Source organism: Streptomyces sp. NBC_01591 (assembly GCF_035918155.1).
GTDB lineage: Bacteria > Actinomycetota > Actinomycetes > Streptomycetales > Streptomycetaceae > Streptomyces.
This window is the reverse complement of sequence record NZ_CP109327.1, coordinates 7,696,245-7,722,947: the sequence shown is the minus strand read 5'-3', so window position 1 is coordinate 7,722,947 and position 26,703 is coordinate 7,696,245. Positions and strand designations below refer to the sequence as shown.

Here is a 26,703-nt window from a genome sequence, read left to right as displayed (position 1 = left end):
GACGGTCAGAGACGCTCGATGACGGTGGCGACGCCCATGCCGCCGCCGACGCAGAGGGTGGCGAGGCCGTACCGCTGGTCGCGGCGCTCCAGTTCGTCGATGAGGGTGCCGAGGATCATCGCGCCGGTGGCGCCGAGCGGGTGGCCGAGGGCGATGGCGCCGCCGTTGACGTTGATCTTGTCGAGCGGGAGCCCCATGTCCCTGGCGAAACGGAGCACGACTCCGGCGAACGCCTCGTTGATCTCGACGAGGTCGATGTCGTCGATGGTCAGCCCGGCCTTGGCGAGGGCCTTGCGGGCGGCGGGCGCGGGGCCGGTCAGCATGATGGTCGGCTCGGAGCCGGAGACGGCGGCGGAGATGATCCGGGCTCGCGGAGTGAGTCCGTAGCGCTCACCGACCTCCTTGTTGCCGATCGCGACGAGCGCGGCGCCGTCGACGATGCCGGAGGAGTTGCCCGCGTGGTGGACGTGGTCGATCTTCTCGACCCAGTGGTACTTCTGCAGCGCCACCGCGTCGAAGCCGCCCATCTCCCCGATCGCGGCGAATGACGGCTTGAGCGCGGCGAGCGAGTCGGCGGTGGTGCCGGGCCGCATGTGCTCGTCGTGGTCGAGCACCACGAGGCCGTTGCGGTCCTTGACGGGAACGACGGAGCGCGCGAAGCGGCCGTCCTTCCACGCCTCGGCGGCGCGCTCCTGGGAGAGCGCCGCGAACTCGTCGACGTCACGCCGCGAGAAGCCCTCGATGGTGGCGATGAGGTCGGCTCCGATGCCCTGCGGGGCGAAACCGGTCTCGAAGCTGGTCATCGGGTCCATCGCCCAGGCGCCGCCGTCGGAGCCCATCGGGACCCGGGACATCGACTCGACGCCGCCGGCGAGGACGAGGTCCTCCCAGCCCGAACGGACCTTGGCAGCAGCCAGGTTGACGGCTTCCAGGCCCGAGGCACAGAAGCGGTTCTCCTGGACGCCGGCGACGGTGTCCGGGAGACCGGCCGCGATGGCGGCGATCCGGGCGATGTCGGAGCCCTGGTCACCGAGCGGGCTGACCACGCCGAGGACGATGTCGTCGATGGCCGCCGGGTCGAGGCCGGGGAAACGGCTGCGGAGTTCGTGGATGAGGCCGACGACGAGGTCGATCGGCTTGGTGCCGTGCAGGGCGCCATTGGCCTTGCCGCGGCCGCGCGGGGTGCGGATCGCGTCGTAGACAAACGCTTCGGTACTCAAGACAGCAGCCTTTCGGGGGTGGTTGTGCGACAGGTTCAGGCGAGCAGCGAACGGCCGATGATCTCCTTCATGATCTCGGTCGTGCCGCCGTAGATGGTCTGGATGCGGCCGTCGGTGAACGCCTTGGCGACCGGATACTCCGACATGTAGCCGTATCCGCCGTGCAGTTGGAGGCAGCGGTCGGCAACTCGCTTCTGCAGTTCGGTGGCCCACCACTTGGCCATCGAGGCGTGCACGGCGTCGAGGGTCCCGTCGGAGTGGTCGACGATGCAGCGGTCGAGGAAGGCACGGGTGACGGCGCACTCGGTGGCCATCTCGGCGATCTCGAACCTGATGTGCTGGAGCTTGGAGAGCGGCCGTCCGAAGGCCTCGCGCTCCTTGACGTAGCGCGTGGTGATCTCCAGCAGGTGTTCGGCGGCGGCGATTCCGGCTACCGCTATGCCCATCCGTTCCTGCGCGAGATTGGTCATCAGGTGGATGAAGGCGCCGTCCCGCTCGCCGAGCAGGTTCTCCTTGGGCACACGGACGTCGTTGAAGAACAACTCCGCGGTGTCCTGGGACTTCTGGCCGATCTTGTCGAGGTTGCGGCCCCGCTCGAAGCCTTCCGCGCCGCGTTCGACGACGATCAGCGAGAGCCCCTTCGCACCGCCCTCGGGGGTGGTCTTGGCGACCACGACCACCAGGTCGGCGAGGATGCCGTTGGAGATGAAGGTCTTGGAGCCGTTGAGCAGCCAGTGGTCGCCCTTGTCCTCGGCGGTGGTGCGGATGCCCTGGAGGTCGGAGCCCGCGCCGGGTTCGGTCATGGCGATGGCGGTGATGGTCTCGCCGCTGCAGAATCCGGGCAGCCAGCGCCGCTTCTGCTCGTCGGTGCCGAGGCCGGTGAGGTAGGGGCCGATGACGTCGTTGTGCAGCCCGAGCGCGAGGCCGGGCGCGCCGGCCCGGGTGAACTCCTCGGCGAGAACGGCGCCGTAGCGGAAGTCGGCGTTGCCGCCGCCCCCGTACTCCTCGGGTACGGCGAGACCCAGCAGCCCCTGCCGGCCGGCCGCGAGCCAGGCCTCGCGCGAGACGATGCCGTCCTTCTCCCACTGCTCGTAGTGCGGGAGGACCTCCTTGGTGAGGAAGGTGCGCACGGTCTCGCGGAACGCGTCGTGCTCTTCGGTGAAGATCTGCCGCTGCACTGCGGTCCTCCTGGAATCAGTTCTTGACGGTGGGGTCGAGACGGTCCGGTGCGGGCCCGGCGGGGATCACGGCCTCGCGATGCCGGGTACGCCCCAGTCGGCGGCGACGGCCTCGGTGTCCGCGCCGGGCCGCGCGGGCCCGCCGCGTACGGAGACGGGGGTCGCGGAGAAGCGCGGTGCGGGCGCGGGCTGGGTGAGTCCGCCGTGCTCGACGAAGGTGGAGCGGGCGGCGATGTGCGGGTGGTGGGGCGCCTCGCGGAGCGAGAGGACGGGGGCGACGCAGGCGTCCGATCCCTCGAACACCCCGGTCCACTCGGCACGCGTACGGGTCCGGAACCGGTCGGCGACGACGCTGCGCAGCTCCTCCCACCGGGCGATGTCGGCCCGGTCCGGGGCTTCGTCCCCGATCCCGAGGAGCCTGCCGAACTCCTCGTAGAACCGCTGCTCCAGCGGCCCGACCGCCATGTACTGGCCGTCGGCGGTCTCGTACGTTCCGTAGAACGGGCAGCCGCCGTCCAGGAGGTTGGAGCCGCGCCGGTCCTGCCAGCCACCGGCCGCCAGCATGCCGTGGATCATCGTGGCGAGATGGGCGGCGCCGTCGACGATCGCCGCGTCCACGACCTGGCCCCGGCCGCCGGGGGTGCGGGCGTGCTGGAGGGCGGCGAGCACGCCGACGACGAGATAGAGCGAGCCGCCCGCGTAGTCGCCGACGAGATTGGCGGGGACGGTGGGCGGCTCGCCGGGCTTGCCGATCACGGAGAGGGTGCCGGTGAGCGCGATGTACGCGATGTCGTGCCCGGCCCGCTCGGCGAGCGGGCCGTCCTGGCCCCAGCCGGTCATCCGCCCGTACACGAGCTGCGGATTGCGGGCCAGCGCGGCGTCGGGGCCGACGCCCAGGCGTTCGGCGACGCCCGGCCGGTAGCCCTCGATCAGGATGTCGGCGCGCTCGGCCAGATCGAGCACCTTGGCGGCGCCGTCCTCGGCCTTGAGGTCGACGAGCACGGAGCGCTTGTTGCGGTTGGTGAGGTCGTACGCGGGGTCGATGCCCAGCCCCGCACCGCCGGGCCGGTCGACCCTGACGACGTCGGCACCGAGGTCGGCCAGGAGCATCGCGGCGAACGGGCCGGGTCCGATGCCCGCCAGTTCGACCACCCGCACCCCTGTCAGCGGGCCGTGCGAGCCGTGCTCTGTCGTTGCCATCAAGCCCCCAGCGGTATGACACAACTGATGTAACAGCGATGATGCTAAGAACGCACCGCGCTCCGCACAACCCCTTGGGGCGAGCAAGCGCTTAGTTCTTTCTCCGGGATCCTCCCTCATGAGGGCCGCCCGGCCGCACACCGCCACGACCCCTCCGCTAACCTCTGCCTGCCACATCGGCGCCGGCCCCGCGGAGGCACACATGAACAGGCAGAACGGGACACAACGCCCCTATGACGTAATCCTCTTCGGCGCCACCGGCTTCGTGGGCGCCCTCACCGCCGAATATCTCGCCGCCCACGCGCCCTCCGGCTGCCGCTGGGCCGTGGCCGGACGCGACCGGGACAAGCTGGAGCGCCTGCGCGAACGTCTCGCCGCGATCGACCCGCGCTGCGCGGACCTCCCGCTGCTGCACGCCGATGCCGACGACGAGCACTCGCTGCGCGAACTCGCCGAATCCGCCCATGTCGTGGCCACGACGGTGGGCCCCTATGTCTGGTACGGCGAGAAGCTGGTCGCGGCCTGTGCCGAGGCGGCGACGGACTACGCGGACCTCACCGGTGAGGCGGAGTTCGTGGACCGGATGTATCTGGAGCACGACGCTCGGGCCCGCGAGACCGGGGCCCGGATCGTGCACGCCTGCGGTTTCGACTCCGTGCCGCACGACCTCGGGGTGTACTTCACCGTCCAGCAGCTGCCGCAGGGCGTGCCGCTGACCGTCGACGGCTTCGTACGCAGCAACGCCGTCTTCTCCGGCGGCACGTTCGCCTCGGCGCTCACCGCGATGGGCCGCGGCCCGCGGATGCTGCGCGCCGCCCGGGAACGCCGGCTGCACGAACCGAGGCTGGTCGCCCGCCGGGCCCGTGCCCCGCTGGGCGCCCCGCACTTCAGTACGGAGACCGGCACCTGGGCACTCCCGCTGCCGACGCTGGACGCACAGGTCGTCGGACGCTCGGCGCGGGCACTCGCCCGGTACGGCCCCGACTTCCGCTACCGCCACTTCGCCTCGGTGCGGCATCTGCCCGTGGCGCTCGGCGGCACGGCCGCGGTCGGCGCCCTGCTGGGCGCCGCACAGGTTCCGGCGGCCCGGTCCTGGCTGATGGACCGGTACGAGCCGGGCAAGGGACCGGACGCGGAGCGGCGGCGGCGCAGCTGGTTCACCGTGCGCTTCGTCGGTGAGGGCGGCGGGCACCGGGTCTTCACCGAGGTCTCGGGCGGCGACCCCGGCTACGACGAGACGGCGAAGATGCTCGCCCAGTCCGCGCTCTGTCTCGCCCTGGACGAGCTCCCGCCGACATCGGGGCAGGTCACCACGGCCGCCGCGATGGGTGACGCGCTGCTGGAGCGGCTGCGCGCGGCCGGCCTGCGCTTCCGGGTCGCGGCGGCCCGCTGAGCCGACGCCCGGGGTGGCACGCACTCGTTCGGGTGATGTCCGACGCATGCCCCTGCCTCCTCGTTCCCCGGGCGTGCGGGCCGTGACACCGCTTCGCGGACTCCTCGGCTGCGCGGCACGGATCGGCGCTTTCACTACGATCTGCGTCCCGCAGGTAGACGCACCCGGGCATGCTCCCGATGCACAGCGCTGACCTGCGCCTATGCACACAGAGAGTCGGGGAAGAACGATGACGGACAACACTGTGGCGGGTCGCGAGGAACAGCCGGGGCGGGCTCTCGCCGGGTTACTGAGGCACTGGTGGGAGTCGTCGGCGCGCGACGGCCGCGAGAAACCCACTCAGCAGTCCCTCGCCAAGCGGCTGGGCGTCGACCAGACCACCCTGTCGCGCTATCTGAATCCCGCCCACGCCTCCAACGCTCCGCGCAGGATCGTCGAGCAGTTGCACTCGGCGCTGCGGGCTCCGGCCGAGGACCTGGTCCGGGCGTGTGCCCTGGCGGACGCGGCGGCCGGGTCGTCCCCGGGCCGGAAACGTCCGGCGCCGGTGGGGCAGGTCACCGGCACGTCCGTACCCGCCGGGCCGGCCGACGGTCACAAGGCGGCGGCGTGTTGGCGGGACCGCTCTCCCGCCGCGTTCCCGACCCTGGCCGTCGCATCGTTTCTCCTGCTCGTGCTCGGCAGCTTCGCGTGGTGGCTGGTGCCGCCCACGGGACAGAGCAATGCCAAGGCCACGGCGAACGTGTCGGACCGGCCGTCGGAAGGCACGGACTGGCCACTGGCCCGCAAGGGCAATGTGCTCTGGAAGGCGCGTACGGTGCAGCTGCTGCTGCGGGCGGACGGTTACGACGTGAAGGTCGACGCCGACTACGGTCCGGCCACGGCGGAGGCCGTGAAGAAGTTCCAGGCCGCCCATGGCCTGACCCCGGACGGCAAAGTCGGGAAGGACACCTGGCCGTTGCTGATCGTCACGGTCGACTCGCGCACGACGAAGCCCGACGCCATCACGGCGGTGCAGTACCTGCTGCACCACGCCGGGGTGCCGACCGACAGCACCGGTACGTACACCCTCTCGACCATGCGGTCACTGAAGGAGTTCCAGGGGTCCCGGAATCTGCCCGTGACGGGCGTCGGCGACGAGGGCACCTGGCGCGCGCTGCTCAACGCCCAGGGGCCCGACCAGCACAAGTAGCCGCGGCCAGGCGGGGACGACGGCTGCGCCCTGCGGGCTCAGAGCGCCCAGGACACCAGCGTGCAGATCATCGAGACGGCCCAGACCGCTCCCGCGACCATGCCGAGTGTCATCCCCACCGCGACCCGGCGCTGAGCGAGATAGACGGTGCCGGGTCGCGTGGACGTTCGATGTTCGTTCATGCGTACAAGCTTGCCGGTCATGATCGGCAAACGGTATCCGTACGCATACTCAGGCGGTCGCCTCCCGCAGGGCCCGTCGGCAGAGCGAGTCGGCCCTGCGGGTGGATTCCGGCTGACGGAAGTCACGGGCCAGCAGCAGGGTGTGGGCGCAGGCGTTGTCCAGACCGGTCCGGTGTCCGACGGAGACGAAGACGGGTTTGACGCCGTCCTGTGTACGCAGCGCCCGACCGACTTCCTCCTCGCCGTCGAGCAGTGGCGACCAGTCGCCACGACGGGGGCCCGGCTGCTCGTACGAGAAGGTGAACGGGTTCTTGGCGACGCCGATCACCGGGAGGCCGGTGAGCACCCCGAGGTGGCTGGCGAGTCCGAAGCGGCGCGGGTGCGCCCGGCCGTATCCGTCACAGATCACGAGTCCGGGATCGACCGGCAGGGATTCGAGCGCGGCCAGCACGGTCGGGATCTCCCGGAAGGCGAGGAGGCCGGGGATGTACGGGAAGGTGACCCGGCCGACGGCGGTGGTCTCGGCGACCACCTCGAACGTCGCCGCGTCGAGGACGACCGCCGCCGCGACGACGACATCGCGCTCGTCGTCGTAGGCGACGTCGACCCCCGTGACCCGGCCGGTACCGGGCGGCGGGCCGGGTTCGTCGAGCACCACGCGGGCGCGCAAGGCGTCCTGGACGGCTCGGGCTTCGGCCTCGTCGGCGGGCATCGGGAGGTTTGTCATGGTGCCGCCGAGTCTAAGGGCTGTCCGTAACCCCTGGCGGGCGTGCGGGCAACCGGCACCCGGGCGTGACGGGGCCCGGAGCCCGCCGGGCCCCGTCACGTAGCCTGGCGATCATGTTCGTACTGGAGTTGACCTACACCGCACCCGTCGAGCGCGTCGACGCGCTGCTGCAGGATCATGTCGCCTGGCTGGACACGCAGTACGCGGCCGGGGTGTTCATCGCGTCGGGCCGCAAGAACCCGCGCGACGGTGGGGTGATCCTGGCGGTCGGGGACGACCGCGCAGCGATCGAGAAGATCGTTTCGGCGGATCCGTTCACGGCACAGGGCGTGTGCGCGTACCGGATCACGGAGTTCATCGCGACGAAGACATCGGACGAACTCGCCCCGTACCGCCAGCAGTTGCCCGGGTAGCGGAACCCTCCCCGGAGCGGGGCGGGGGCCGTACTCCGCCCCGCTCCGGGAATGCGTGAACCGCCCTCAGCGCCCCGCGCGCGCCACCCGTCCCTTCTCACCCGCGGCCCAGCAGCCGCCGTCCGGTGTGCAGTCGACGGTGTCGTAGGACCCGGTGTCGACTGTGCGCCAGGTGCGGCCGCCGTCCGTCGTGAGGTCGGTGCCGGTCGGGCCGACCGCCAGCGCTCCGGACCTGCTATGCGGCAGCCAGGCGACCCCCGAGCGGTAGGCGGTCGGCGGAGTGGCGGCCTGCCGCCAGGTGCGGCCGCCGTCGCCCGTCACGGCCGCGGCGTCCGGCGACGGCTCTCCGGCCCGGTAGTCGCCGCCGACCGCGATGCCGTGATGGCGGTCGCGGAAGGCCAGGCCGAAGACGCCGCGGGCCGGGTCGCCGGCCGGGATCGTCGATCCGGTCACGGTCCAGGTCAGCCCGCGGTCGGCGGAGTGCAGCACCCGTGCGGTGGCGGCGCCGCCGGTCGCGAGCCAGACGTCGCGCGGGCCCGAGGAGACCAGGCACTGCCCGCTGGCGGCGAATCCGGCCTCACCGGCCTGCGCCTCCGGCATACCCTCGGTGGGCAGCACCCGCCAGCTCCGGCCGCCGTCCGCAGTGGACAGGATGCGGTACTTCCCGTCCACGGGATCGCTCATCGCCAGTCCGTTCCGGCTGTCGAAGAAGGTGAGGCAGTCGTAGAAGGCGCGCGCGTCGGTGTTGCGGAACGACTCCGTCCAGGTCGCTCCCCCGTCGTCCGTGCGGAACACCCGGGATGCCTCGCCCTCCCCGATGGCCAGTGCCACCGCACGCCGGGCGTCGAAGGCCTCGATGTCGCGGAACTCCAGCGCCTCCTGGGCCGCACCGGGCGGTGACACATCGCGCCAGCGGCGGCCGCCGTCGGACGTTCGCAGCACCGTGCCCTTGGAGCCCGCCACCCAGGCGGTGCGACGGCTGACGGCGGCGAGGCCCCGGAAACGGGCGTCGGTTCCGGTGTCGGTGAGCGTCCAGACCGGCCGTTCGCCTGGCCGGTCGTGGTCCCACGGTGTTGCCGCGGCTGCCGGTGTGGCCAGTGTCGCGGTCAGCGCCGCCACACAGAGCCCCCATGACATCAGTCGTCTCGTCTTCCCCTTGACCCTCATGGCGCTGGAAGCTAGCCCACGAGCTGTGCCCAGTCCAGGGTGCGCCGCCGGGAAGTGGGGACGCGACGGGTACCGGGCGCGCGGTGATACAGCTCACGCCGCCCTCCGGTGCACGGATGAGGGACTTCCTTCGTCTGTATCAGTGCCGGGAACCGTTCATCTGGCCGAGAAAGGGAGCAGGTCTTGTCCACCGTCATCGAGCAGTCCGTGCAGGCCCGCATGGTCGCATCCGCGCCGCGGATGGAGACCCTTCCCGCCACCCTGCAGTACGACCAGAAGGATCCGTTCGCCGTACGTATGGCGTTTCCCGCCCCGGCGACCCTGGAGGGCACCGAGGTCGCCTGGGAGTTCTCCCGCGAGCTGCTGGCGGCGGGGATGGACGGGGCGGCCGGTGTCGGGGACGTACGCATCAGGCCGTTCGGCTACGACCGCACGGTCCTGGAGTTCCATGCCGCCGAGGGAATCGCGATGGTGCACGTCCGCACGGCGGAGTTGCGCCGCTTCCTGGAGCGGGCGCAGGAAATGGTGCCGGTCGGCGACGAGCACCGGTTCCTGGATCTCGACCGCAGTCTGACCGATCTGCTCGGCGGCCCCTGCTGACCTCGCGTCCGACGGGTCGGCACCGCCGGACGGCCGGCCCGGGCGCCGGGCGGGCGGATGGGTCGGGGTCAACGGTGGAGTAAGGCCCAGGCCTTGCAGCCGCCGGACGGAGTCAGCGCGGGCGCCAGCCCCCAGTCCCCGCCGTGCGCGTCGACCGCGGCGGCCAGCAGCCACATGCTGTCGCTGCGGCGTTCTCGGCATTCCTCTGACTTCATGGCCGAGCCGTGGGAGGGATGCTGGTCGTAGAGGGTGATGCGGAGTGCGTCGAACTGCCAGTGCACCCGCAGCAGCATCTCCCGGTCCGGGGTGAACCGGTAGGCGGTCGCGACCAGTTCCGAGGCGGCGAGTACGGCTGCCTCACGGAGCTCCGCGAGGCCGTGCCTGGTGAGGAGTTCACTCACGGCGCCGCGTGCGAGGCCCGCACAGAATGCGCCGCCGGGCAGTGCGAACGAATAGCTCAGGTTGTCAGCCACCGGTGGGTGGGGTCCGGCAGGTGCGACAGCCGGGAGACAACGCAGTGCGCCTTTCATCAAGATGCTCACATTTCGGTAATTGTGGTGACGATCACACATAGGCGCGGTCGCCCCGCGTGAGACTGGCGCTACCGACCGTAGCGCACCGTGGAGCACAGTGCTACTACTTGGGCAGTTCCGGTCATTTCACCCCCTCTCCGGAAGGAACCACGCCTTGCCGCCCAGAAGCACCCCGACCGCCCGGCAGCAGCGGCTCGGCTACGAACTGCGCAAACTGCGCGAGCAGTCGGGCATGCCGGTGCAGCAGGCCGCCGCGCTGCTCGGCGTCGACCGCACCCGCATTCCGAACATCGAATCGGGGCGGTTCGGCATCAGCGCCGAGCGGGTCCGCACCCTCGCCTTCAACTACGGCTGCCCGGACACCGGACTGGTCGACCTGCTCGCCGAGATGACCCAGGAGCGCGCCAGGGGCTGGTGGGAGGAGCATCGCGGGCTGCTGCTGCCGGGGCTGCTCGACATTGCCGAACTCGAGTACCACGCAGCCGAGTTGACCACCTCCACCACCACGCACATTCCCGGCCTGCTGCAGACCGAGGAGCATGCGCGGGCGGTCTTCGACACGGCCGATCCACAACTGCCCGGACCCGATCTGATCGCCCGGCTGTCCCTCCGGCTGCGCCGCCAGGAGGTGCTGGAGCGGGACCGCCCACCGATGTACGAGTCGGTGATCCACGAGGCGGCGCTGCGGATGCAGTTCGGCGGCCCGAAGGTGGCGAGGGCCCAACTGGACCACATCCTGGGGCAGTCGGAGCGGGACCGGATCACGGTCCGGGTGATCCCGTTCACGGCCGGCGGTTTCCCGGGCGCCGGACAGTCGTTCACCTATGCGGGCGCAGCGGTGCCGCAGCTCGACACCGTACAGCTCGACTCCTCGCATGGTTCGATGCTGCTGGACTCCGACATGCAACTGCGCCGTTACCGCGGCCTGTTGGAGCGCCTGCGCGCACTCGCACTGCCCGTCGAGGAATCGCGCGACTTCATCCGATCGATAACCCAGAACCTCTGAGGAGAGCGACCATGACCGATATCTGCTGGGACGAGGCCTTCTGCAGCGAGGGCGCCAACTGCTTCCGCTTCGGAGTCGACGACCAGGGCAGGGCGTACATCGGCTCCACGACGGACGCCACCGCCTATGTCAGCGACTCCGTGGAGGCGCTGCGGGCGCTGATCTCCGCGGTGAAGTCCGGCGCGGCGGACCATCTGCTCTGACCGCGCGACCCGAGTGCGCCCGTGCCCCCACAAGCGTTCGCTCCGAGTACGCCGACAGCTCAGAGCGCCCCGCGACCGAGGGCCGGCCGGTCCCGTCAGCAGTGATCCACGCCTACGGCTCCGCCGCCGTCGCACCTCGTTCACGGACGCGCGTCAGCGCCGGGACCTGCGTACATAACGTTACGTAATCGGGCATCACGGGGGCGGGCTTGGCGGTGGCCTTACCGCCGCTTTAACCTACGGTCTCGTAACCTACGTATCCGTAGGTAATTCTCCCGTCCCCAGGAGTCCCCCGTGACGATCACCGCTCCCCACCTCGGCAGCCCGAAGGCGTGGACCGACGCCCAGCTGCTGTACGCCCTGGAAGAGGTGGTGGAGAAGGAGCTCAACCGCCATCTCAAGGTCGCCAAGGACTGGATGCCCCACGAGTACGTGCCGTTCTCCGACGGGCGGAACTTCCCCGGCGTCTTCGAGGACGGTGAGGCCTGGCAGGCCGACCAGTCCAAGGTCACGGACATCGGCAAGGTCGCGCTGGTGGTGAATCTGCTGACCGAGGACAACCTCCCCAGCTACCACCACGAGATCGCCTCCCTCTTCGGCCGCGACGGCGCCTGGGGCACCTGGGTGCACCGCTGGACCGCGGAGGAGGGGCGGCACGGCATCGTGATGCGTGACTACCTGCTCACCTCGCGGGCCGTCGACCCGGACAAGCTGGAGCAGTTCCGGATGGCGCACATGGCGGAGGGCTTCGAGTCGGACAACCGCCACTCGATGCTGCACTCCGTGGCGTACGTCGCGTTCCAGGAGCTGGCCACCCGCGTCTCGCACCGCAACACCGGCCACCAGTCGGGCGACCCGGTATGCGACCGCATGCTGGCGCGGATCGCGACCGACGAGAACCTGCACATGGTCTTCTACCGCAACCTCCTCGGTGCGGCCTTCGAGCTCGCCCCGGACCTGACGATGCAGGCCGTGCGCGATGTCGTCGTCAACTTCCGGATGCCCGGTCACGGCATGCCGGGCTTCGAGCGGGCCGCCGCGCAGATGGCGATCGGCGAGATCTACAACATGCGCATCCACCACGACGACGTGATCCAGCCCGTGCTGCGCTACCTGAAGGTCCTCAACATCGACGGCCTGGGGCCCGACGGCCTGAAGGCGCAGGAGGAGCTGGGGCTGTACATGGGCGGCCTGGACAGCGAGGCGGCGAAGTTCGACGAGAAGCTCGCGGCCCGCAAGGCACGCATGGCGGCGCGCGCCGGCGCCTGACGGCCCCGAAGGCCTCCGGACAGCCGGACGCCGCCCGCCGGACGGGGAATGCTGATCACCCCGTCCGGCGGGCGGCGGGCCGACGCCCCGCGCCGGTCTCACACCGTTTCGTGCAGGTCCCGCGCATAGTGCTCGATCGCCGCCCGGTACTGGCGCACATACGGGTCCTCGCTGCTGGTCGCGAGCAGTTCCAGCAGCAGCCGCATGGCTTCGTGGTGCTCACCGGTGTTGAACAGGGCCATGGCGAGAAACGTCCGCAGCGCCCCGTCGTCGGGGAACCGCTCGGCACCGCCGCGCAGCACCTCGACGGCCTTCTCGTACTGCCCGAGCACCCGGTGCGTGCTCCCCAGGCCGAGCAGCGCGCCCCTGCAGTCCTCCTCCGAGAGCCCGGTCCCGGCCAGGGAGCGTTCGTAGAACGGCACCGCCTCGGCCTCCAGACCGAGCACATCGTGGGCCCAGGCGGTCTGATAGGCAATTTCCGCGTCCGCGGGGAATTCGGCGGAGAGGGACAGCAGTCGCTGCCGGGCCTCCTCCTGGTGGCCCTCGGTGCGCAGCCGCACGGCCGCCGCGAGGAGACTGTCCCGGTCGTGATCATTCATACGGACATCGTCCCAGGCCGGAGAGCCTGTCCGGATACGGCCCCCGCGTCACGGCGCGACCGGCTGCCGCGCGTCCTCCCGGATCAGCTCCGCCGCCTTTTCCGCGATCGCGACCGTCGGCGCGTGGGTGTGGCCGCGGGTGATGCGCGGCATCACGGAGGCGTCGACGACCCGGAGCCCCGCCACGCCACGCACGCGTAGCCGCGCATCGGTCACGGAGGCCGGATCCTCGCCCATGCGGCAGGTGCCGACCGGGTGGTACAGCGTCTCGGCACCGGTACGGATCGCCTCGGCGAGGCGGGCGTCGTCGACCGGGCCCGGGTAGACGCCCATCATGGCGTTGATCGATGAGCATCCGCCGAGCGTGCGGCCGCGCGGCCAGTACAGTTCGCGGCCGTCCAGGGCCGGTTGCGCCACCGTGCTGAAGTACCAGTCGTACGCCGTCTTGAACAACTTCGGGAAGGTGGCCGGGATGCGGATCTCCGGCTTGCGGTCACGCCCGCCCGACTCGATGAGCGCGACCCGTACCGTCGGGTCCTCGGAGAGTCTCGCGGCCAGGACGCAGCCGGCCGATCCCGCTCCGACGACAATGTAGTCGTACGCGCTCGACTCGGGTCCCCTCGTGGCCGACGCGGACACCGCAGCGGGTGTGCGGAGTGCCGAATTGCCGCACGGGCAGGGCGCGTTCGGACCTGGGTCCCTCCGGCCCGATCCGAACGAGTGAACCTAGGCGCGGCCGGTTCTGCGCAGCCGGTCCCGCTCCTTCTCGGAGAGCCCGCCCCATACGCCGAAGCGCTCGTCGTTGGCGAGGGCGTACTCCAGGCAGGCCTCGCGCCCCTCGCAGGCGTTGCAGAGCTGCTTGGCCTCGCGGGTGGAGCTGCCGGGGGCGGGAAAGAAGAACTCGGGCCCCGCCTGGGCGCACAGCGCTGTCTCCTGCCAGGCGAGTGCGGGGTCGGCCGCGGTGTTGATCAGCATGTGGTCCACAGTGCCCGGTCGCGATAAACGACTGATCAACGCCTCATCAATGCGGCGCGCCGATGACTTCCGGTCAGCTCTGCGGCGTCGGCGCGCTCTTGATCAGGGCGAATTCGGCCCCGTCCGGATCGGCGACATGGGCGAACTTTCCCACACCTTCCATCTCCATCGGTTCCAGGGTCGGTTTGCCGCCCAGCCGCTCGACGTCCGCCACCGCCTCGTCGCAGTCGTCGACCTCGAAGTAGGGCAGCCAGTGCGGACCGGCCAGCGCCCGGGCCGCCACCGCGTTCAGCGGTACGAGGCCGCCGAAGTCCGCCTCCTCGCCGCGGCCCCTGGTCCGGACCACCGTGTAGGACCCGCCGCCGCCGGGGAACGGTGTCCGGGCGCTCTCCCATCCGAAGACCGCGCCGTAGAACGCGGCGGCCGCGGGGACGTCCGGGGTGTACAGCTCGGCCCAGCACAGGCTGCGCGGGACGCCCACGGCGCCCAGGCCCGGGTTCTCCTTCGGCTGCCAGATGCCGAAGAAGGCCCCTGCCCGGTCCTTGAATCCGGCCATCCTGCCGAGGTCCAGGACGTCCATCGGGGCGAACGGCACGGTGCCGCCGGCCTGCTCGACCGCCTGCGCGGTGGCGTCGGCGTCCGCCGACCGGAAATAGACCGACCAGGACGGCGCCGCCTGCTCCTCGGTGACCGTCATCGCGCCGGCGACCGTCTTCCCGTCCAGCGTGAACGTGCCGTAGCCGCCGGTCTCCGGGCCTCCGGCCACGTACTCCCAGCCGAAGAGGCCGGCGTAGAACTCGACGGCCTCGTCGAGATCGGGTGTGCCCAGATCGGTCCAGTTGGGCGCTCCGTCGACATAACGGGTGGTGAGCATGGCCGGCTCCTTCGACGATGCCCGTGCTCTGGGCTGCGGGGTTCCTTACCGACGTTCCGAGTCTCGCACCGGGCACCGGCGACCGCAGCCCACGCCGGGCGCACAGCCCGTGTCGCCGTACGCCGTACGGGGGCCGGTCTGCGGATGGCTGATCTCCGCCGTTGCATTGCGTACCGGTACCGGCCCCATGGATGATCTCCCCATGACCACCAGAAAGGCTCATGCCGCGTAGGCGCCCCCCGCTCCGGCACCCGGCGAACGCGCCCCCGGTCCTGCGGATGTCCGCAGCCGACCGTTCACGCACACCGCCGAGGAGCATCATGAAGTCCGTCCGTCTGACCGAGTGCGCCCGCATGCCGCGCAGATACGGCCGACTGCACCTTCTGCACAGCACCGTCGACGCGTACGGCCGCGCACACTGGCTGCTCACCGAACGCGCCCCGGGGACGGCCGATCCGTACGACGCCCTGGTCGTCACCGCGGACCGGGGCGATGTGTACGAGACCCACCTCAGCGCGGTCCGGCTGTACCGGCCCCGGCTCGACGCCCTGCCCGACGGCGGTTTCGTGCTCGCGGACACCCGCAGCAAGCCCGACGAGCAGCATGTACAGGTCTTCGACGCGCTCGGGCGTTCGTCCTGGACGTTCCGGGTGGGGGACGCGATCGAGCATCTGCTGGCCGACACGTCGGGCGCCCTCTGGGTCGGCTACTTCGACGAGGGGGTGTACGGCGACGACCCGCTGAGCCACCCCGGTCTGCGGCGCTGGAGCAGCACGGGCGAACCGCTGTGGTCGTTCAGCCCCGGGCCCGGCCCGCTGGACATGTCGGACTGCCTCGCCCTCAATGTCGACGGCACGACGGCCTGGGCCTGTCCGTACATGCACCACCCCCTGATCGAGGTCCGCGCCGACGGCTCCGTGCGGGTCCGTACGACGCGGGTGAGCCGCGTCAGCGGCCTCGCGGTGGACGGCGGGCGCGTGGCCTTCCTGGACCTGGACGACGTACTGACGTACGGCCGGATCACGGAGCGCACGGTCGAGCCGGAACCGGGGGCCGCACGGCTGGTCCGGCCCGACGGCCGGGCCCTGGCTGGCCGGAGCACGGTCTGCCGCGGCCCGCGCATCCATGTCCGTGAGCGCGGCGGGACGGACTGGTCGGTGCTCGACATCGGCGACGGCGATGAGTGAAACGTATCACCGAACCCGCCCGGAGATGCCTGCTTCCGGGCTTCCGGCAGTGGCCCCCAGGTGCTTCGTTCCGGGGCTAAGGTGTTCGGATAAGGATTCACCGTCCAGGAGTTGGCCGGCCGCGGCGGCCCGGCCCGGGAGGTACGCAGCAGTGGTCAGCATCCGAGAGGTCGCCGAGCTGGCGGGTGTCTCCGTGGGAACGGTGTCCAAGTACTTGAACACGCCTCATCGCGTGGCCCCGGCGACCTCGGACCGGGTGCGTCGGGCGATCAAGGACCTCGGCTACGTCCGCAACGAGGCGGCGCGGCAGATGCGTACGGGGCGGAGCAACACCCTGGCGTTCGTCGCGCTGGAGCTGAGGAACCCGTTCTTCGGCGAGGTCGCGCACGCGGTGGAACGGCGGGCTGCGGAGAACGGGCTCTTCCTCGTGCTGGCGAGCAGCGACGGCGACCCGGTGCGGGAGTCCCAGTACATCGACATGTTCGTGCAGCAGCGGGTGCGCGGTCTCATCCTCGCGTCGGGGACCACCCGGCCGGAAGACCTCGAACTCCTGGCGGCACGCAGCATTCCCACGGTGCTGGTGGACACCTACGCCCCGTCGGACCGCTTCTCGTCGGTCGCGGTGGACGACGCGCTGGGCACCCGGCGGGCCGTGATCCATCTGATCGAGCAGGGGTGCAGGTCGATCGCCTTCGTCGGCGGGCCGGAATCGGTCCGTCAGATCGGTGAGCGGCTCGACGGTGCGCGGAAGGCCGTGCGGGAGCATCCCGGCGTGACGCTGGAGGTGATTCCCACCGATGAGCGCATCGTGACGGCGGGGCGGCACGTCGGGGAGACCATCGCGGCGCGCCGTCCGGCCGAGCGGCCGGACGGCATCGTCGCGGCCAACGATTCCGTGGCCCTGGGCCTGATGCAGTCCCTCGGGAATCGGACCGGGCTGCGTGTCCCCGCCGACATCGCGCTGGTCGGCTTCGACGACATGGAGTTCGCGGCCACCACGACGGTGCCACTGACGACCGTACGGCGGCCCCGCGACATCTTCGGGCGGACCGCGGTCGATCTGGTCCGGGACCAGGCCGAGGCCGAGGGCCCGCTGCCGGTCCGCACGATCGTGATCCAGCCGGAGCTCATCGTCAGGGAGAGTTCCCTGCGTCGCGGGGTTCCGGGCACGCGGTAGCGGCAGTCGCCGGGGCTTTCGGGCTCCGGCCCCTGCCGCTGCCGCGCGGGCACGGCGGTCGGTCACACGGGGTGTGCCTGGAGTTCGAAGTGCGCGGTGGCACCGGTGTGCCGCAGGTCGAGGCTGTGGACGGTGGTGCCGGTCGCGTCGTGGCGCACATGGGGGTGGTCGTTCACCCGCGCCTGCCATGCGGTCGCGTCGTAGTACAGCCGCAGGGCGGCGGTGTCGCCCTGGATCAGGACTTCGCCGGGTGAGGTCACCGTGATCGGGGCGAAGGAAATGAACCGCTCGGTGATGTCGAGCGGGGCCTCGGCATCGAACCGGTCGCGAAGGGTGAGCCGTCCGTCGGTGAAGGTGAACTCCCGGACGAGGGAGGTGAGTCCGGCGACGGGGTAGGCGCGGGAGATGTCGAGCCGGAACAGGGCGTGACCGGGGGCGTGTTCGGCTGCCAGCACCCGGGCCGCGGCCTGCCGGGAGGCCCGTTGGACGGTGCCGTTCAGCAGGGGGACGCTGTGGCCCTGGGACCCGGTGCACAGGATGTCGTAGCGGTCGGGGCCGAAGTACTGCCCGTTGTAGAAGCCCGTGCCCAGCTCGGCCAGCAGCGGTTCGCCGTCCACGGCCACGATGAAGCTGCCCAGGTCGTTGTGGTTGTGGGGCTCCTCGTTGTGACCGCCCTTCGCGGCGAAGCCCACCTCGCGTCCATCGGCCCGGGTGCGCACGATCATCCACTGCGCGTCGGGGAAGTAGGTCCCGCAGTCGGGCTCGGCGGACGCCGGGGCCGGAGCGGGGAGTTCATTCGCCCAGACCACGTCGCGCAGGGCCGGTCCCCAGCGGCCCAGCCGGTCGACCGGCTCGGTGTCCAGCAGGCGCTCCGGAAGCATGCCGATGCCTGGAAAGCGCCTGCTCAGCCGGGCTACGAGACCTGGCGGGAGGGTGTGGGTCGGCGGGCTGTCGGCGAAGGCGGCGATGGCGGTGCCGGAGAGATGGACGCGGTGGGGGAAGCGGGCGATCTCCTCGATCTTTCCCGTGGGGTCCTCGAACAGGTCGATGTGCCCGCCCGTGCGCCGGTGCAGGGCGTCCGCGTAGATGGCGAAGAAGCCGAAGCCGTAGTTCCAGTAGCTGAGTCCCTCGGGGCAGGCGCCGTCGTCCCCGTACCCGGCCAGGAAGCAGTCCATGGCGTCGATCATCCGGGCGGTGATCTCCACGAGGGCGTCCGCGCCGTCCGGCGACCTGACGCTGAGCGGCGACTCGGTGACGGTCAGCCGCAGGGTCGCTCTCGGCACGGATCCCGCGCCGTTCACCTGGTCGGTGCTGAACGCGCCGGACAGGGTGGAAACGGCCGGCCCGACGGTGCGCGTGGAGCGGGACGGACCGTTCACCCGGTACACGGCGGCGGCGCCCCGTACGCCGCTCTCCCCGGAGGCACTCGTCGTGGAGAGGATCTCCCCGGCCCGCTGGCTGCTGCGTACGCCCGGCGTGTCCGTCGACGAGCTGGCCTCCTTGTGGGCGGACATCGCCTACACGGGCGACCTGTGCCGGATGTTCGACGCCGCCACCGGCACCCTCATCGGCGACGACTACCACCACGGCCGCCCCTGGCGAGTGAAGCTCGGCCGCTTCCGGGACGCGCTGGCCGGCGCGGGCGTGCAACTGCGCGTCGAGCCGCGGTCGACGGCCACCGGGACCGCGGACGCCGAAGGGATCCTCCTCGACAGCCACGAGGACACCACCGGCGCCGCCCTGATCGACGCGGTGCACCTGTCGGCGGAGGTCGGCCTGCGCTTCGACTGCCGGTAGCCGCCGCCCTGTCCGTCAGCCGCAGGTCCGCACCCGACAGCCTCAGCCAGCTCACCGAGACGAGGACATCCGCCATGCCCGCCACCCCCTCCGCACCCGCCCTGCGGATCACGCACCCGACCACCGAGTACGAGCGGAACCCGCTCGGTCTCGACGAGCCCCGCCCGCGCCTGAGCTGGCGTCTGGAGTCCGACGAGCCCGGCCAGGCCCAGACCGCCTACCGGATCAGGGTCGCCACCGATCCCGCCCTGCTCACCGCCCCCGACGTCTGGGACAGCGGCACGGTCGCCTCCGACGCTTCGGTGCTGGTCCCCTACGACGGCCCCGGACCGAGGCCGCGTACCCGCTACTTCTGGGCGGTGCGCGCCTGGGACGCGGCCGGCCGTGCTTCCGAGTGGAGCGAGCCGTCCTGGTGGGAGACCGGTCTGTACGAACCCTCGCAGTGGTCCGCGCAGTGGATCGGCGCGCCCGCCGCGCTCACCGCGGCACCGAAGCTGGACGAGTCCTTCCGGATCTGGCTGCCGGGGAACGGTCCGGCGGGCGGTGACGCCTCGGGGGCCCGCTGGTTCCGCGCCGTCGTCGAGGTACCGGAACCGGCAGCCGTCCCGGGTGCCCGTCTGGTGGTGGCGTCGGACGGTGGCTGCACCGTGTACGTCAACGGCTTCGAGACCGACCACACCGACACCGACGCCCCCGTGGTCACCGGACGTTCACCGCGCGTCGTCGAGGTCGCGGAGCGGCTGAGGCCCGGCGCCAACGTCGTCGCGATCGCCGCGCATCCCCCGGCGGACGGCACCGCGGGTGTGGTCGGCGTCCTGGAGCTGACGACGGCGGACGGTGTGCGGCTGGTCCCCACCGACGGCACCTGGAAGGCCACCGACCGGGAGCCGTCCGGCGACTGGCACTCCCCCGGGTACGACGACGGATCCTGGGCCGCCGCCACCGCCCTGGCTCCCTGGGGCTCCGGACCCTGGACCTCCACCCCTCCCGCCCACGCCCCCGTGACCCAGCTCCGCCACGAATTCCGCCTCGCCGAACGCCCGGTGGCGCGGGCCAGGCTCTACGCCACCGCCCTGGGGCTGTACGAGGCACACCTCAACGGCCGCCAGGTCGGGCGGGACCGGCTCGCACCCGGCTGGACCGACTACGCCCGGCGGGTGCAGTACCGGACGCACGATGTCACCGACCAGGTGCGCCCGGGCCCCAACGCGCTGGCGGTGAACCTCGCGTCCGGCTGGTACGCGGGCAACATCGCCTGGTTCGGCCCGCACCAGTACGGCGAACAGCCCGCGCTCCTCGCCCAGTTGGAGGTCACCTACGAGGACGGATCGACGGATCACATCGTGTCCGCCCCCGGCTGGCGGGCCGCCGGGGGACCGATCACGGACGCGGACCTGATGGCGGGCGAGGAGTACGACGCCCGCCGGGAGGCCGAGGGCTGGACAGAGCCCGGTTTCGACGACTCCGGCTGGCTCCCGGCGGCCCCCGTCGACGGCGTCGGCGCCGAGCCGGTCGCCCAGCTCGACAGCCCCGTGGAGGTCGTGCGGGAGCTGACAGCGCGAGAGGTGACCGAGCCCCGGCCCGGCGTCTTCGTCTTCGACCTCGGGCAGAACATGGTCGGGGCCGTCCGCCTCACGGTCTCCGGCCCGGCCGGCACGACCGTGCGGCTGCGCCACGCCGAGGCGCTGAACCCCGACGGCACGCCGTACACGGCGAATCTGCGCTCGGCCCGTGCCACCGACAGGTACACCCTGAAGGGCGGCGGCGTGGAGACGTACGAGCCGCGCTTCACCTTCCACGGCTTTCGCTACGTGGAGGTGACGGGGTATCCCGGCACCCCGTCCCCGGAGGCCGTCACCGGTCTCGTCATGCACGCCTCGGCACCCTTCACGCTCGACTTCGACACCGACGTACCGATGCTCAACCAGCTGCACAGAAACATCACTTGGGGCCTGCGCGGGAATTTCCTGTCCGTCCCCACCGATACTCCCGCCCGCGACGAACGCCTCGGCTGGACCGGCGACATCAACGTGTTCGCCCCGACGGCCGCGTACGCCATGGATTCGGCGCGCTTCCTCACCAAGTGGCTCCAGGACCTGCGCGACAGCCAGTCGGACGACGGCGCGTTCCCCGACGTGGCACCCCATGTGGGCCCGCTGGGCCGAGGGGTGGCGGGCTGGGGGGACGCGGGGGTCACCGTGCCGTGGGCGCTGTACCGGGCCTACGGGGATGTGCGTGTCCTGGAGCGGAGCTGGTCCTCGATGCTGAGCTGGCTCGATTATCTGGACCGGCACAGCGACGGCTGTCTGCGCCCCGCGGAGGGCTACGGCGACTGGCTCAACATCGACGACGAGACGCCCAAGGACGTCATCGGCACCGCGTACTACGCCCACAGTGCCGACCTCGTCGCGCGGACCGCCGAGGTGCTGGGCGAGGACCCGGCGCCGTACCGCGCGCTGTTCGGCAGGGTGCGGGACGCGTTCCGGGCGGCGTACGTCTCCGCGGGCGGCCGGGTCAAGGGCGACTCCCAGACCGCGTACGTGCTCGCGCTCTCCATGGACCTGCTGGCCGGGGAGGACCGGAGGGCCGCCGCCGACCGGCTCGTGGAGCTGATCGAGGGCCGGGACTGGCATCTGTCGACCGGTTTCCTCGGCACCCCCCGCCTGCTCCCCGCGCTCACCGCGGCCGGCCGCACCGATGTCGCCCACCGGCTGCTGCACCGTCGTACGTTCCCGAGCTGGGGCTACCAGATCGAGCGGGGCGCGACGACGATGTGGGAGCGCTGGGACTCGGCCCGTCCGGACGGCACCTTCCAGGACGCCGGCATGAATTCCTTCAACCACTACGCGTACGGTTCGGTGGGAGAGTGGATGTACGCACATGTCGCCGGGATCGCGCCGGGCGGGCCGGGGTTCAAGCACCTGGTCGTCCGGCCCCGGCCCGGCGGCGGGGTGAACGAGGCGCGTGCCCGCTTCGACTCGCCGTACGGGCCGGTCGGAACCCACTGGAGCACAGCCTCGGGCACCTTCCGGCTGGAGGTCTCGCTGCCCGTCAACACCACCGCCGAGGTGTGGATAGCGGCGGTCGCCGCGACGGACGTGTCGCACGGCTCGGCGCGGTTCCTGCGGATGGAGGACGGCTGCGCCGTCTTCACCGTCGGCTCCGGCACGCATCGTTTCTCCCGCTGAGCGGCGCCCGGTCGACGGGAGGGGCAGGGGCACGCTTCGGTGCTCCTCGCCCCTCCCGGCCGGTCAGCGGGTGACGCCCAGCGCCGGAAGCACCGTCTCCGCCACCCGGTAGGCCTCCTCCAGCAGCGGGTTGCCGGAGAGGATGAAGGTGTCGACGCCCAGCTCCTCGAACTCCTTGAGGCGCTCGACGACCTGGGCCGTCGAGCCGACGACGGCCGTACCCGGCCCCGGGCGGAACAGGCTCATGCCCGGCCACATGTTGGGGTGCACCTCCAGCTCCCGGGCGTGCGCGGGGACCCTGCCGCCGTGCTGGCGGAACTGCCGCTGCCAGCCCACTCCGTCCTCCCCCGCCCGGTCGCCGAGCTGCCGGGCGTACGTCGCGTCGCTCGTCACGTCGAGGAGCCGGTCGGCCGCCGCCCATGCCTCGTCCTCCGTGTCGCGGACGATGAGGTGGAGGCGAAGCCCGATCCTGAGCGTGCGGCCGTACGCGGCGGCCCGCGCCCTGACCCTGTCCAGCTTCTCCTTGAGCAGGTGCGGGGGTTCGCCCCAGGTGAGGAAGACGTCGACGTGCTCGGCCGCCATCTCGATCCCGGGGTCGGACGAGCCGCCGAACCAGAGCGGGATGTGCGATTCCTGGACCGGTCTCAGCTCCTGGAAGGACGCGCCCGCGTTCTTCAGGTCGTAGAAGCGGCCCTTGTGGTCGAAGACCTCACCGGCCGTGAGCCGCTTCACGATCGACCAGTACTCGGCGCTGAGTTCGTACCTCTCGTCGTGCTCCACGTGGAGTCCGTACTCCTGGAGGGACTTCGTCGAGCCGTTGACGACGTTGAAGCGGAGCCGGCCGCCGAAGAGGTTGTCGAAGCTGAGGGCCATCTTGGCGAGCAGGGTGGGCGAGATCAGACCGGGGTGGACGGCCAGCAGGGGCTTGAACGCGGTGCTGGTGGAGGCGGCCAGCGCGCTGCCGAGCGGCCAGACGTCGTACAGGTCGGTGGCGAGCAGCGCACCGTTGTAGCCGAGGCGTTCGACCGTGCCCGCGAGCTGGGCGAGGTAGCCGAGGTCGACCGGGCGCCGCCCTTCGGGCTCCCAGGGGTAGGCGCCTTCGCGCGGGATGACGTACCAGAGGACTTCGGTCGCCATGTCGTCACGCCGCCTGGTCCGCGCCGGCACCGGCCAGGGCGTGGGCGACGGTGACCGGGCGGTCGATGAGGCCGGTGCGGTGGAAGATGTCGGCCGCTTCCTGCTGCTCGGCGATGAAGGCGTCGGTGACGGGCTCGATCCTCCAGGGCAGGGTGCGCAGCGCGGTCTCCCAGTCGTCGGCGGATCCGCCGAGGTCGGCGGCGGCGATCTCGGCCGCCTGGCGGGGGTGGGCCGCCGCCCAGTCGTCGGCGCGCTGGAGGGCGCGGGTGAGCGCCTCGATGACCTCGGGGCGGCTCTCGGCCAGGTCGCGGCGGGCGAAGAAGACGGAGCGGTCGGTGATGACGTCGCCGGTGCGGACGAGGGTGCGCAGTCCGCCGGTGCGGCGGGCCGCGGCGAGCTGGGCGCCCTGGGCCACCCAGGCGGCGATGGCGCCGGTGCGCAGCAGTTCCTCGCTGTTGTCGTCGCCGCGGACGGCGGTGATGTCGTCGGCGTAGGAGAGCCCGGCGTCGTCGAGCGCCTTGGCGATGAGGTGGGTCTGCCAGGAGCCGATCGCGAGGTGGACGGCGGCGCCCTTGAGGTCGGCGACCGTGTGCACGGGGCTGTCCTCGGGGACGAGGAGCGCGCCGTGTTCGGGGCGCGGGGCGGAGACGGCGGTGTAGACGATGTCGTGACCGGCGGCCTGGGCGGTGACCGGCGGCGTGGAGCCGGTGCCGCCGAAGTCGATGACGCCCCGGCTGAGGAGTTCGCCGGTGCGGACGCCGTTGGTGTACGGGTGGAAGACGACGCTCTCGCCGAGCGGGGCCAGTTCCTCCTGGGCGAGGCCGAGCCGGGAGAGGTGGTACAGGTGGTAGAGGGACGGGTTGCTGCTGTGCACACCGATGGTGATGGTCATTCAGATCACTCCGACTTCGGTACGTTCAGGGGTCTTTGCGGGGTGCGGGGTCGTCTCCAGGTCGTCGAGGAGCCGTCGGCGCAGGGCTGCGAACGCGGGGTCGCCGGGCTCGCGCGGCCGGTCGACGGTGACCGGTTCATCGGTGACGAGCCGGCCGTCGCGCAGGACGGCGACGCGGTCGGCGAGCCGTACGGCTTCGTCCACGTCGTGGGTGACGAGGAGGACGGCGGGCCGGTGCTTGCGGCACAGCTCCCCCACCAGGTCCTGCATCCGGAGCCGGGTCAGGGCGTCGAGTGCGGCGAACGGCTCGTCGAGCAGGAGCAGTTCGGGTTCGCGGACCAGGGCGCGGGCGAGGGCGACGCGCTGTGCCTCGCCGCCGGAGAGGGTGGCGGGCCAGGCGTCGGCGTGCCGTTCGAGGCCGACTTCGGCAAGGGCCCGCAGCCCCTGCTCGGAGCGGCCTCGCGGCAGGGCCACCGTCACATTGGCGAGGACCTTCTTCGACGGTACGAGGCGGGGTTCCTGGAAGACGACGGTGCGGGCCTCGGGGACGAGGACCTCTCCCCCGTCGGCACCGTCGAGTGCGCCCAGGATGCGCAGAAGGGTGGTCTTGCCGCTTCCGCTCGTGCCGAGCAGGGCGACGAACTCGCCCCGCGCGATGTCGAGTCGGAGTCCGTCGAGTACGGCGCGGTCGCCGAACTCGCGGCGCAGTCCGCGTACCCGTACCGCTGGTTGAGGAGTCCGGTCGGTCATCGGGTGGCTCCCTGTGGGGTGCGCCAGGGCATCAGTACGCGTTCCAGCAGCCGTACGACGATGTCGGCGGTGAGGCCGAGCAGCCCGTAGACGAGGATGCAGACGGCGAGGATGTCGGTACGGGCGTAGCTCTGTGCCTGGGACATCAGATAGCCGATGCCGGCCGTGGCGTTGATCTCCTCGGCGGCGATCAGGGCGATGACGCTGAGTGTCATGGAGAGCCGCAGCCCGGCGAGCAGGGACGGCAGGGCTCCCGGAAGGACGACTTCGCGTACGAGGGCGAACCGGCCCATGCCGAAGCTGCGCATGGCCTCGATGAGTTTGGGATCGGTGTTGCGCACCCCGCTCGACGTGGACACGTACATCGGGAAGGTGGTGGCGACGGCGATCAGGAGGATCTTCGCGGTCTCGTTGATCCCGAACCAGACCATGAACAGGGGCACCAGGGAGAGGAACGGGATGGTGCGCAGGGTCTGGATGGAGGAGTCGAGGAGTTCGTCGCCGAGACGGGTGAATCCGGTGGTGATGCCGAGGACCAGTCCGGCGGCGAGTCCGATGAGGAGGCCGAGTCCGGAGCGGGTGAGGGAGGTGGTGAGCGCGTCGGGCAGTTGCCCGTTGCCCCACAACTCCCCTACCGCGCGCAGCACTTCGGCGGGCGAGGCGAGTACGTCGGGGGTGAGGACGCCGGTGGCGGATGCCGCCCACCACAGGACGAGGAGGGCGACGGGGCCGAGCGTCCGGACAGTGGCGGAGTAGGTACGGCTGCGGGCCCTGCGCCGCTGGGGGCGGGGCCGGACGAGGCCCGGGTGCAGGCTGGTGTCGCTCATTTCAGCTTCTCGATGTCGAGGAGGTGGGCGGCGACGTCGACCTTGTCCGTGGTGACCTTCTGCTCGGCGTAGAAGCCGGCGACGTCCTCGAAGCGTTTGATGTCCTCGGCTCCGATGGGGTCGACCGTGCCGCCCTTGCGGGTGAATTCGGTCTGGACCTCCTTCGCCCTGCCGGTGACGGCGGTCGGTCCGACGTCCGTGAAGACGTTGAGGTACGCGGCCGGGTTCTGCTTCTCCTTGGCGCTGGCGTCGTGGAGGTACTGGTAGAGCGCCTTGACGATTCCGGGGTGCTGCTCGGCGAAGCCGGTGCGCACGGCGTTGAGGCTGTAGTTGTCGGAGCCGATCGCGGCGCCGTCGGCGACGAAGTGCGCCTTGCCGCTGCCGATCTCGGCAACGGCGTACGTCGCCCAGACGGCCCAGGCGTCGACCTTGCCCGCATTGAAGACGGCGGCTGTCTGGTCGGGCCGCAGATAGACCCGCTTGACCTTGTCGGCCGGGATGCCGGCCTTGGCGAGTGCCTTCAACAGCAGGTACTCGCCGGTGCCGCCCTGGTTGACGGCGACCTTCTTGCCGACCAGGTCCTTGACCGATCCGATGCCGGAACCGTTCTTGACGAGGATGCCCTCGCCGACCGCGTCCGGGTCGACCGCGGTGAAGAACTTGAAGCCGGGGCGCTGGGCGAGCGAGGTGATGCCGGAGGTGATGGAGCCGGTGGCGATGTCGAGCTGGTCGGCGTTCATCGCCTGGGCGGCCGGGGCGAAGGGGCCCGCGCTGCCGGTCCAGCGCACCTTGGCGCCGGCCTTGGCGAGCGCCTTGTCGAGGCTGCCGTCCTTCTTGCCGAGGGCGAGTACACCGGAGTTGCCGGGGTCGGGGATGCGGATGTCCACCGTGCCCTTGGCACCGGAACCGCCGCTGTCGGCCTCGGACGGTCCGCAGGCGGTGAGGGCGAGGAGTGCGGTGGCCATGAGGAGCGCGGGGGCGGCGGCCGTGCGCAGTGGTCGGGGAAGGTTCATGGTGTCG

28 protein-coding genes are annotated in these 26,703 nt (G+C 71.3%); 11 read left to right on the top strand and 17 right to left on the bottom strand.

Going from position 1 to position 26,703, the window contains the following annotated elements:
• Positions 1-5: 5 nt before the first annotated feature.
• From OG978_RS35780 to OG978_RS35770, 3 genes are all read right to left on the bottom strand, one after another.
• Positions 6-1,220, bottom strand: a complete 1,215-nt coding sequence (locus OG978_RS35780) for an acetyl-CoA C-acetyltransferase (RefSeq protein ID WP_326769204.1) — start codon at positions 1,218-1,220, stop codon at positions 6-8.
• A 35-nt stretch (positions 1,221-1,255) separates the two neighbouring features.
• Entirely contained in the window at positions 1,256-2,398 is a 1,143-nt protein-coding gene (locus OG978_RS35775; RefSeq protein ID WP_326769203.1) for an acyl-CoA dehydrogenase family protein, read from the bottom strand.
• 66 nt (positions 2,399-2,464) lie between these two features.
• Entirely contained in the window at positions 2,465-3,598 is a 1,134-nt protein-coding gene (locus tag OG978_RS35770; RefSeq protein ID WP_326770260.1) for a CaiB/BaiF CoA transferase family protein, read from the bottom strand.
• 202 nt (positions 3,599-3,800) lie between these two features.
• Between OG978_RS35770 and OG978_RS35765 the strand changes: the two genes are divergently transcribed.
• Together OG978_RS35765 and OG978_RS35760 are read left to right on the top strand one after the other, a co-directional pair.
• A complete protein-coding gene (locus tag OG978_RS35765; RefSeq protein ID WP_326769202.1) occupies positions 3,801-4,991 on the top strand; it encodes a saccharopine dehydrogenase family protein in 1,191 nt (396 codons plus the stop codon).
• 229 nt (positions 4,992-5,220) lie between these two features.
• On the top strand, positions 5,221-6,180 hold the full coding sequence (locus OG978_RS35760) for a peptidoglycan-binding protein (RefSeq protein ID WP_326769201.1): 960 nt from the start codon (positions 5,221-5,223) through the stop codon (positions 6,178-6,180).
• 38 nt (positions 6,181-6,218) lie between these two features.
• On the opposite strand, the gene mmpA is transcribed toward OG978_RS35760, so the two are convergent.
• Both mmpA and OG978_RS35750 read right to left on the bottom strand, forming a co-directional pair.
• Positions 6,219-6,362 carry a morphogenic membrane protein MmpA gene (mmpA, locus tag OG978_RS35755; RefSeq protein ID WP_266429678.1) on the bottom strand — a complete coding sequence of 48 codons (144 nt, stop codon included), beginning with the start codon at positions 6,360-6,362 and terminating at the stop codon, positions 6,219-6,221.
• Between the two features lie 49 nt (positions 6,363-6,411).
• A complete protein-coding gene (locus OG978_RS35750; protein ID WP_326769200.1) occupies positions 6,412-7,089 on the bottom strand; it encodes an endonuclease V in 678 nt (225 codons plus the stop codon).
• A gap of 113 nt (positions 7,090-7,202) precedes the next feature.
• Between OG978_RS35750 and OG978_RS35745 the strand changes: the two genes are divergently transcribed.
• Positions 7,203-7,502, top strand: coding sequence for a YciI family protein (locus tag OG978_RS35745; protein WP_326769199.1), 300 nt, complete (start codon positions 7,203-7,205; stop codon positions 7,500-7,502).
• Between the two features lie 66 nt (positions 7,503-7,568).
• Here OG978_RS35745 and OG978_RS35740 read toward each other — a convergent pair whose 3' ends face one another.
• The gene (locus tag OG978_RS35740) at positions 7,569-8,669 is read right to left on the bottom strand and encodes a WD40/YVTN/BNR-like repeat-containing protein (RefSeq protein ID WP_326769198.1); all 1,101 of its coding nucleotides are present in this window, start codon (positions 8,667-8,669) and stop codon (positions 7,569-7,571) included.
• 183 nt (positions 8,670-8,852) lie between these two features.
• Here OG978_RS35740 and OG978_RS35735 point away from each other — a divergent pair, with 183 nt between their 5' ends.
• A complete protein-coding gene (locus OG978_RS35735) occupies positions 8,853-9,269 on the top strand; it encodes an SsgA family sporulation/cell division regulator (RefSeq protein WP_326769197.1) in 417 nt (138 codons plus the stop codon).
• A gap of 68 nt (positions 9,270-9,337) precedes the next feature.
• Here the strand turns inward: OG978_RS35735 and OG978_RS35730 are convergent, their stop codons facing one another.
• Complete coding sequence (locus tag OG978_RS35730) at positions 9,338-9,742, bottom strand: ATP-binding protein (RefSeq protein WP_326769196.1); 405 nt, start codon at positions 9,740-9,742, stop codon at positions 9,338-9,340.
• A 214-nt stretch (positions 9,743-9,956) separates the two neighbouring features.
• Here OG978_RS35730 and OG978_RS35725 point away from each other — a divergent pair, with 214 nt between their 5' ends.
• The 3 genes from OG978_RS35725 to OG978_RS35715 all read left to right on the top strand — a co-directional run bounded on the left by OG978_RS35725 (position 9,957) and on the right by OG978_RS35715 (position 12,280).
• Entirely contained in the window at positions 9,957-10,808 is an 852-nt protein-coding gene (locus OG978_RS35725) for a Scr1 family TA system antitoxin-like transcriptional regulator (RefSeq protein ID WP_326769195.1), read from the top strand.
• Between the two features lie 11 nt (positions 10,809-10,819).
• Positions 10,820-11,011 (top strand): hypothetical protein, encoded by a 192-nt coding sequence (locus OG978_RS35720; RefSeq protein ID WP_326769194.1) that lies wholly within the window; start codon positions 10,820-10,822, stop codon positions 11,009-11,011.
• A 294-nt stretch (positions 11,012-11,305) separates the two neighbouring features.
• Complete coding sequence (locus OG978_RS35715) at positions 11,306-12,280, top strand: acyl-ACP desaturase (RefSeq protein WP_326769193.1); 975 nt, start codon at positions 11,306-11,308, stop codon at positions 12,278-12,280.
• Between the two features lie 98 nt (positions 12,281-12,378).
• Here OG978_RS35715 and OG978_RS35710 read toward each other — a convergent pair whose 3' ends face one another.
• The 4 genes from OG978_RS35710 to OG978_RS35695 form a co-directional block, all read right to left on the bottom strand.
• Positions 12,379-12,879 carry a tetratricopeptide repeat protein gene (locus OG978_RS35710; protein WP_326769192.1) on the bottom strand — a complete coding sequence of 167 codons (501 nt, stop codon included), beginning with the start codon at positions 12,877-12,879 and terminating at the stop codon, positions 12,379-12,381.
• A gap of 48 nt (positions 12,880-12,927) precedes the next feature.
• Positions 12,928-13,518 (bottom strand): GMC oxidoreductase, encoded by a 591-nt coding sequence (locus OG978_RS35705; RefSeq protein ID WP_326769191.1) that lies wholly within the window; start codon positions 13,516-13,518, stop codon positions 12,928-12,930.
• An 87-nt stretch (positions 13,519-13,605) separates the two neighbouring features.
• A complete protein-coding gene (locus OG978_RS35700) occupies positions 13,606-13,854 on the bottom strand; it encodes a WhiB family transcriptional regulator (RefSeq protein WP_326769190.1) in 249 nt (82 codons plus the stop codon).
• Positions 13,855-13,927: 73 nt separating this feature from the next.
• Positions 13,928-14,728 carry a VOC family protein gene (locus tag OG978_RS35695; RefSeq protein WP_326769189.1) on the bottom strand — a complete coding sequence of 267 codons (801 nt, stop codon included), beginning with the start codon at positions 14,726-14,728 and terminating at the stop codon, positions 13,928-13,930.
• A gap of 320 nt (positions 14,729-15,048) precedes the next feature.
• Here OG978_RS35695 and OG978_RS35690 point away from each other — a divergent pair, with 320 nt between their 5' ends.
• Both OG978_RS35690 and OG978_RS35685 read left to right on the top strand, forming a co-directional pair.
• Complete coding sequence (locus tag OG978_RS35690; protein ID WP_326769188.1) at positions 15,049-15,915, top strand: hypothetical protein; 867 nt, start codon at positions 15,049-15,051, stop codon at positions 15,913-15,915.
• A 151-nt stretch (positions 15,916-16,066) separates the two neighbouring features.
• Complete coding sequence (locus tag OG978_RS35685) at positions 16,067-17,092, top strand: LacI family DNA-binding transcriptional regulator (RefSeq protein WP_326769187.1); 1,026 nt, start codon at positions 16,067-16,069, stop codon at positions 17,090-17,092.
• A gap of 62 nt (positions 17,093-17,154) precedes the next feature.
• Here the strand turns inward: OG978_RS35685 and OG978_RS35680 are convergent, their stop codons facing one another.
• On the bottom strand, positions 17,155-18,297 hold the full coding sequence (locus OG978_RS35680; RefSeq protein WP_326769186.1) for a heparinase II/III domain-containing protein: 1,143 nt from the start codon (positions 18,295-18,297) through the stop codon (positions 17,155-17,157).
• On the opposite strand from OG978_RS35680, the gene OG978_RS35675 reads away from it, so the two are divergent.
• Both OG978_RS35675 and OG978_RS35670 read left to right on the top strand, forming a co-directional pair.
• Positions 18,266-18,889: a hypothetical protein gene (locus OG978_RS35675; RefSeq protein ID WP_326769185.1), complete on the top strand. Its 624-nt coding sequence runs from the start codon at positions 18,266-18,268 to the stop codon at positions 18,887-18,889. The two genes, OG978_RS35680 and OG978_RS35675, sit on opposite strands and share 32 nt — an antisense overlap.
• 74 nt (positions 18,890-18,963) lie before the next feature.
• A complete protein-coding gene (locus tag OG978_RS35670; protein WP_326769184.1) occupies positions 18,964-22,077 on the top strand; it encodes an alpha-L-rhamnosidase in 3,114 nt (1,037 codons plus the stop codon).
• Positions 22,078-22,140: 63 nt separating this feature from the next.
• On the opposite strand, the gene OG978_RS35665 is transcribed toward OG978_RS35670, so the two are convergent.
• The 5 genes from OG978_RS35665 to OG978_RS35645 are packed head-to-tail and all read right to left on the bottom strand — an operon-like array spanning position 22,141 to position 26,696.
• Complete coding sequence (locus tag OG978_RS35665; RefSeq protein ID WP_326769183.1) at positions 22,141-23,214, bottom strand: LLM class flavin-dependent oxidoreductase; 1,074 nt, start codon at positions 23,212-23,214, stop codon at positions 22,141-22,143.
• Positions 23,215-23,218: 4 nt separating this feature from the next.
• Positions 23,219-24,106, bottom strand: a complete 888-nt coding sequence (locus OG978_RS35660; RefSeq protein WP_326769182.1) for an ABC transporter substrate-binding protein — start codon at positions 24,104-24,106, stop codon at positions 23,219-23,221.
• A complete protein-coding gene (locus OG978_RS35655; RefSeq protein ID WP_326769181.1) occupies positions 24,107-24,856 on the bottom strand; it encodes an ABC transporter ATP-binding protein in 750 nt (249 codons plus the stop codon). It abuts the gene before it with no gap.
• Positions 24,853-25,683, bottom strand: coding sequence for an ABC transporter permease (locus OG978_RS35650; protein WP_326769180.1), 831 nt, complete (start codon positions 25,681-25,683; stop codon positions 24,853-24,855). The genes OG978_RS35655 and OG978_RS35650 overlap by 4 nt, the downstream gene beginning before the upstream one ends.
• Entirely contained in the window at positions 25,680-26,696 is a 1,017-nt protein-coding gene (locus OG978_RS35645; protein WP_326769179.1) for an NrtA/SsuA/CpmA family ABC transporter substrate-binding protein, read from the bottom strand. Before OG978_RS35645 ends, OG978_RS35650 begins: the two co-directional genes overlap by 4 nt.
• Positions 26,697-26,703 lie beyond the last annotated feature (7 nt).